Source organism: Flavobacterium sp., from assembly GCF_043722275.1.
Taxonomy (GTDB): Bacteria; Bacteroidota; Bacteroidia; order Flavobacteriales; family Flavobacteriaceae; genus Flavobacterium.
In genome coordinates this window covers 84,846-91,646 of the sequence record NZ_JAYSPC010000015.1, presented here as the reverse complement: position 1 = coordinate 91,646, position 6,801 = coordinate 84,846, and the positions used below count along the sequence as shown (strand labels likewise).

The 6,801-nt window shown below is 29.5% G+C and carries 3 protein-coding genes; 1 reads left to right on the top strand and 2 read right to left on the bottom strand.

Going from position 1 to position 6,801, the window contains the following annotated elements:
* Positions 1–3,689 (bottom strand): hypothetical protein (locus ACHZDT_RS02660; RefSeq protein ID WP_394773117.1); only part of this gene is annotated, 3,689 nt, incomplete at its 3' end.
* Positions 3,690–3,852: 163 nt separating this feature from the next.
* On the opposite strand from ACHZDT_RS02660, the gene ACHZDT_RS02655 reads away from it, so the two are divergent.
* Complete coding sequence (locus ACHZDT_RS02655; protein WP_394773116.1) at positions 3,853–4,416, top strand: hypothetical protein; 564 nt, start codon at positions 3,853–3,855, stop codon at positions 4,414–4,416.
* Between the two features lie 118 nt (positions 4,417–4,534).
* Here ACHZDT_RS02655 and ACHZDT_RS02650 read toward each other — a convergent pair whose 3' ends face one another.
* The gene (locus ACHZDT_RS02650; protein ID WP_394773115.1) at positions 4,535–6,751 is read right to left on the bottom strand and encodes a hypothetical protein; all 2,217 of its coding nucleotides are present in this window, start codon (positions 6,749–6,751) and stop codon (positions 4,535–4,537) included.
* Positions 6,752–6,801 lie beyond the last annotated feature (50 nt).

Sequence of the window (6,801 nt, the reverse complement as noted above, 5' to 3'; positions counted from 1 at the left end):
GCTAAATAATTATTCTTGTCTTCCAGATTAAAGTCAGTATTGCTAAAGTTTAGCCAATTCTTAAAATTTATTTTTGGTTCATTAATCACAATTTGATTTATTTCACTTTGAATATCTTTAGGGTTGTCAATTTCTGGTGATAATTCTTCTTTAATTATCCAAAGTTGTGGGTCAAAGTATTCATCAAATTCATTTTCAAATTCAATTTGAATATCATCAATTGGATTATTTATATGTACAATTTTTGAATAATCATCGATCCAAATATCTTTTTCGTATTCATATCTATAAGGTAAGTAATCTGATAAATAACCTTTTAAATAGTGAACTGCCAGCCAAACATACTTTTCTTCATAGGTAAATACTTTACTTTTACTACCATGACTTGCATCAGTATATACACTCCCTTTTAATCTGTCAAATCCTAAAGATTTAATATATGAAATAGCTGTTGACATAGCCCAAGTTCTTCCGGAAGTACTTTTTTTAAGTACTTCATTGTATTTGTCAAAAAAATCAGAAATAAAAGGATTTTTCTTTTTAAAAGAATGAGGATTAACCTCTGTAGCTATTGATAAAAAATCATCATAAGCTTCTTTAATAACATACCAAGATAAATCATGTCCAATTGGATAAAATTCTTCTTTAGGATTATTTATATATTCTTCATCTACTTCTAAACATATAAAATTATCCTTTTTCATTGGTCTTGCTTTTTCAACTTCTTTATCAGTTATTAGGTTAAATTGAAATGCTCTTTCCACTATTGATCGAAATCCATATCTCACAATGAGGTTCCTATATTTATCAGTATCATTAAATATAAATTTTAAACTCCAGAGCGCAATTTCCAAAATAGCACTTTTATCTTTGCATTTAGTTGCAAAACCTAAAGTAATTGATGCCAAATCTTCATTGATTTGAGGGTCATTAATCGGCACTATTAGTTCTAATAACTTTTTAAATTCATAGGGTTGTATTATTGCCCATTTCATTAATTTAACACGAATTCTTTCTCTTAATTTTTGATCAATAGCCGTTAATCCCCAAGCATATATCAAAGGTAAACCATCAAACAAATCTGTATTATCCAAATCAAAATTATCATCAAGAATATTTTTCATAGACCATTCATCTAATAATTTATAACCTTTTGAATTTATCTTTTGAGAAACTACATTCTTTTCTATAGAATCAAGTCCTGACCAAAATTTATCTCTTTCAAAAACACTGGGGAAATTCCTTAAGATATCATGCAGAAACATTGCATTAAATGAACTATCTCTTATGTGAGCAAGAGGCATAATTAAATCTTGTAAAATCTTAAATCTTTTAATATAATCTTCATCGAATATTTTTATTATCCAATCTTTATATTTAGAACTAATTTCATTAGGAGCCATAGACAAGGCTCCTAATTGAAGTTGGAAAATTTCATCTTCTGTAAATCCTTCTGTTAAAAATTCATCAAAACCTATTAGTTTTTTTTTGTTTATAAATACATCATTTATTATATTTTGAATAATTTTGTAGTTAGGTATAAAATCAGAATATGGATCATATAAATCATTATCTAATTCATCTGAAAAAGGTATAGGATTAAAAATAGATTCTGGCAAAGAATCTATTTTATTATTGATAATTAGATAACTTATTTTGCTTGAAACAATAGTTTCGAGTATTGATTGGTAGCTGAAAGTATAAAAAATTTCTTTAGTTTTTAATATTGAATCACTGATTGCATCTCTTTCATATTTTATAATAATTCCATTATTAGAAAGAAATTCAATTAAGAGTTCAATTTCATTACTATCCAAATACTTTATCTTTTTTTCAATTTCTAAACCTAAAATTTGATTGTGGCTTACTTCAGAATTGTAGTAAAATAAATCAGATATAATATTTAAAAAATCAAATACAGGCTTTTTTGTTTTAGGTTTTTTAACTTCTAAAGAATTTAAAAACTCGCAATTTATTTTTTCAACTTTCAAATTTATAAGTTCAGAAATAGCTGTCTGCACAACATCATTATCCGTAATAGTTAATCCAGTATAACTTTCACAAAATAATTTTAATGCAAACAAACTATCCAAACCCTTTATTATTTCATGACTTTGAATAGTTATGTTATATGCTTGAAAATATTTATCTACTACATCTTCTACTTTAACATCACCTTCTCTTTTTAATCTGAGTTCTTTGAATTGGATATTAGAAAGAGGTAGCAATTGATTGTTATAAAAATACTCTCTGGCACTAAAAACAAACCTGATTCTTTTATACTTTTTAGTTATTTCAATTGTTTCATTAATTCTATCAAACCAATTAATTTCATTTAAAATATCCTCGTCAAGACCATCAATGCAAATTAATACTTTAGTATTCTCACTATTTATGACAGCATTTGATACTAATTCCGAATCTCTCCTAATTGCCATAGTTTCTAGAGAACTAAAAATTTCATTTTTAGTCCAATTACTCAATCCTAATTCCTGACTTAATAATTGGGTCCAACCTATAGAATTAGCTCCTTTAGCTTGTATTAATAAAGCGGGCATTGAATTATTTATACACTCTTCAATCGCATAAGCTAAACCCAGTGTTTTACCTGTCCCTGGCTTACCTAATACTAAACTAGTAGATATTAAACTCAGTTCATTTTCTATTTGCAAAAAAGTTGAAATAATAACATCATTCAATTCTCTTAAACTAATCTTAAGGGTTGAATAGATTGGCTTCTGCAAATCACTTGGTTTTTTAATGTTAAGCATCCCAATAGCTTCTTCTATGGTATGTAGAATAGAAAGCTCTTCATTGTTATTTATAGTAAGATTAATATCAACTCCATCTATTAATTTTGTTTCTAGTTGCGTTGCTTCACTTATTAAATCTTCAAGATAGCTATTTACTATTCTAAGGGTATTAACAAATTTCCCATCATTTAAAGTTACTTCAATGAACTTTTGTAGAATATTAGATGTCTTGTTTATTCCGATTTTAAGTTCAAGTATTTTACCAATTAAAATTTTTCTAAAAAACAAATTATTTAGTTGCCTATTTATTAAATTTTGAATATCCCCTTTTGTATGTAAATCTCCGACATATCTTTCCTTAAGCCAGTAATTAGTTTTTTGCAATTCAAATTTTTCTTTTAAATAATCAAGATAAATAATTTCTTTTTCAAACCAATACTTGTTTACACCTTCATTGTCTGAGCTTTGTAATTCTTTTAAAATATCATGCTCATACCACCACGTGATTTTAAGATTAGGGTACGTTTTTTTTATTTCCGCTTCAAAAGATTTAATCCTTATATCTTCACTATTTTTCGTAGGTTTTTTTCCTCTACCAATTTTAATAGAACTAACATTATGAGGAATGCATATTATATATTCAATAATATTCGGTCTTAAACCTAATGCTGTTTTAACAGAACTTCTAATTTGCCCTATTTCATTATTATCTAGTGCTTGCTTGAACCACTTTGATTGGATTGCTACAAAATTTCCATTTAATAATTTCCCATATGCTTCTATTCCTCCATCTCCTCCAGAACCATTTATTACTTTAAATTCAATTAAATCATTATTATTATAATTCCTATTTAAGTATCTTTCAAATAATTGATTGCATAAGGTCTCAAATGAGTTTTGATAACTATGGCCATAAGTATTAAACGAGTCCCACATATATTTATTTTTAGATTTTAAAGATATAAATTTTATAATTTTTTTCAGGCAAAATCTATCTTACTTATTAATTATTGTCTTATATCTTAAATATTTTGCTTAGTGCATTTCTTTGTATATTTACGAAGATGAGTTACTAATTTTAATTTAAAATAGTTATCGAATGTTATCCAAACTAAAACAATATAAGTTCGATTATTGTGACGTAGAGAAATCAAATAATCCTGATAATTATTTTAAGGCAGTCCATAGGTATAAATTTAATGTGGGTGAAAATAATAATTATCTGGTAACCGTTGAGGAATACGATCATAATGTTTTTGTCCTGAAATTTTGTCTGGAAAACCATCAGGATAACAATGATAAATTTAATGTACTTATCAATATTGGTCACACCCAAGCCCGAAAAGCCATCTTAACCTGTATTCATATTGGGATGTCAATTTATGAGAATAATCCGCTTGCCTCTTTTGGTTTTATTGCAAGTCCAACTATTGATGAATTAGGTAAAACAGGATTTAATGCCACCAAACGTCTTGTAGTTTATAAATCCTTTGTTGAGTATTTTTTCCATCCGGAAAATTTCACTCATTCTTATTCAGAGGAAAAAAGTTCGTATCTCCTGCTTAATAAAAATTATGAACAGCAAGAACCAGATGCAATGCAGAAAATAACAGCTATGCTTAAATTAGATTTATTATCGGCCGTAAGTAATAGTTCTCATTAATGTATTTTTAATCATTAAATCATTGCGGTGTAACAAATAAATATTTACTGATATAAAAAAAATATCCCATCAATAAGCGATGCAGCTATTTGATGGGATATTAAATTAAATTGAATCTTTACTTACCAAAAACATTATGCAATTCTTCGACAATTCCGATATATTGTTTTTTGATAGAATTAATACTGTAATAGTCTTCGGGTTTCCAGCTGGGTTTCCAACTGGAACTGCTAAAGCTGTAAACGTTTAAATCTTTCATCGCTTTTGCTGCATGCTCAAGATGTTGGTTAATATTTTTTATAGACGCAACATTCGTACTAATACTTTGCCCTTCCCATGAAGATGAAATATCTTTTGCTGCATCAAATTTAACAGGATAAAGTACCAAATCGCCTTTTTTTAATACACGTTTTTCCTTATCGACTTCAAGTTTTACGGCAGTTATCGGGTTTTTAGAAAATATTGCTCCATCGGATGTAATTTGATTTAACAACATTTGTGAAGGTCCAAATGCATAAATATCGCCGGAAGGTGTAATAAATGGAATTAATTTTAAAAAGGTACTAAACGCACTATAATTTTTAGGCAAAAACGAACAGTCGCCCATTTTATACCATATCCTTGTAAACAAACCTACATGATCTGTTTTTATAATGGTATTGACAATAGATTTTTCACCTTTATACATTACCCCTAATCCTAACTCTGCACTACGCAAAAATTTAACATCATTCCATTTTGTATAAATTTTTTGAGCATCATTACTTAAATTGGTAAAAGCATTTTTTATCACATCGATGTCATCAAAATTATCTCTGATATATCCGGCTTGCTGACTAAACGAAGCCGCAATTTGCGTAAAAGGAGACATCTTAAATTCGGTATTTGAAATCCCGCTTGCATCAAGCATATAATATGTTTTTCCCAGCGTTAGAAAATCCTGAATCAGACATTGTTTTTTAATGATTTCCTGTGTTGAGCTGATATCGTCTATTGAATTTAAATAACCTGTTGCCAACCAGGGAAATAAATCCGGCCAGTTAGCGATCCATGCACCAAGTACGGTGTAACTGTCATCTTTTTTTTCTATTTCAGATTTTATGGCAGTTTTGGTTTCTAGCTGACCAATTATTCTGGATTTAGCAACAAGGCTTCGATTTTGTAATACAAAATCATCCTTGAGTACATCTAAATTATTTTCAAGTACGTCTTTTTTGAGATCATCAACTTTTTTTGGGTTTGCTTTTTCCTCAGAACGCTTTAAGAATTCATCCAGTGTTAAGCCTTTTTCTGTTTCTTTGGCTTTTTCATAAGCAGATGCTTTTGCTAACGCATTTAAACCGTCTAAACTCGTAATTTCCTTTATTTTATCAGTAATTTTTGGATCTTTTGCAGGCGCTTTGAATTCAGGAATTTTTGGAGGATCTTTCACTGTACTAACCTGAGGTGCTTTTTCAAGTAAACTAATCGAACAAATTTCGCTAAAGGCTTTATTTTTTACGATTTCACCCCATTTTTCAACCTGAGCCGCAACGCAGCCACCACTTGACCAGGAATTTGCTACGACATCAACTTTTGATTCTCTTTTAGCATTGCTTCCATCATATGCAGCTTCAATGGTTATTGCTTTGCCCACTCCTGAGTAGGTAAAATTACCTTTTGTGCCGTATTTCCAGCTGCTTTCGCCAGAGGAACTTATCATTTTTAAAGAAACCGTTCCTATACCGCCCCATATTACACCCACAACAATCCCGTCTCCATGTTCTCTAAAAAAAAGCTGAACAGACTTTACCCATTCTTCTATAAGTTTAATAATTTTTGGATACTCATCCGGATGCTGTAAAATGGTTAGCAGGTTATTATTTCCTATTTTTTTAACCAATAGATTGTAATTCTCTAATGCAGTCATTACCATTTGCTTTGGATTTTCCTGTAATGAAGCAATTAAATCCTCGGCCTTTAAATCGTTAAAATTCACATATTCAACGCCAGACAGCATTTGTACATTATAATTAACAGCTACTGTTTTTGTAAGTTCAGCCTTTGAATTACCGGCATAAACAGATAATCCGGCATTCAAACTTGCCAGTCCGGAAATTCCGTATGATCCTGAAACCCCTAATGAACCCTGGTTTAAACTATCTGTGTAGACATATGAACTGCTTCCTGTCATGGTTTGCATTACTTCTCTGTCAGGAACCATTCTGGTAATAGGTCCTTTTATTATTGATGCCTGGAATCTTCCGCTGTCACCTCTTATAATACTTCCAATCTCAACTGCGTAAAAAGGGTTGATAGCACCATTCATTTCATTTGTGCTTTTTGTATTATCCATAATATTTGTAATTATTTGTTGCGTAGAAATAGGTTTAATTTAATCTCCAG

What these genes read in the sequence shown, in the direction of transcription:
- ACHZDT_RS02655 (WP_394773116.1), top strand. Translation starts at nt 3,853, where the DNA reads ATGTTATCCAAACTAAAACAATATAAGTTCGATTATTGTGACGTAGAG.
- ACHZDT_RS02650 (WP_394773115.1), bottom strand. Translation starts at nt 6,751, where the DNA reads ATGGATAATACAAAAAGCACAAATGAAATGAATGGTGCTATCAACCCT.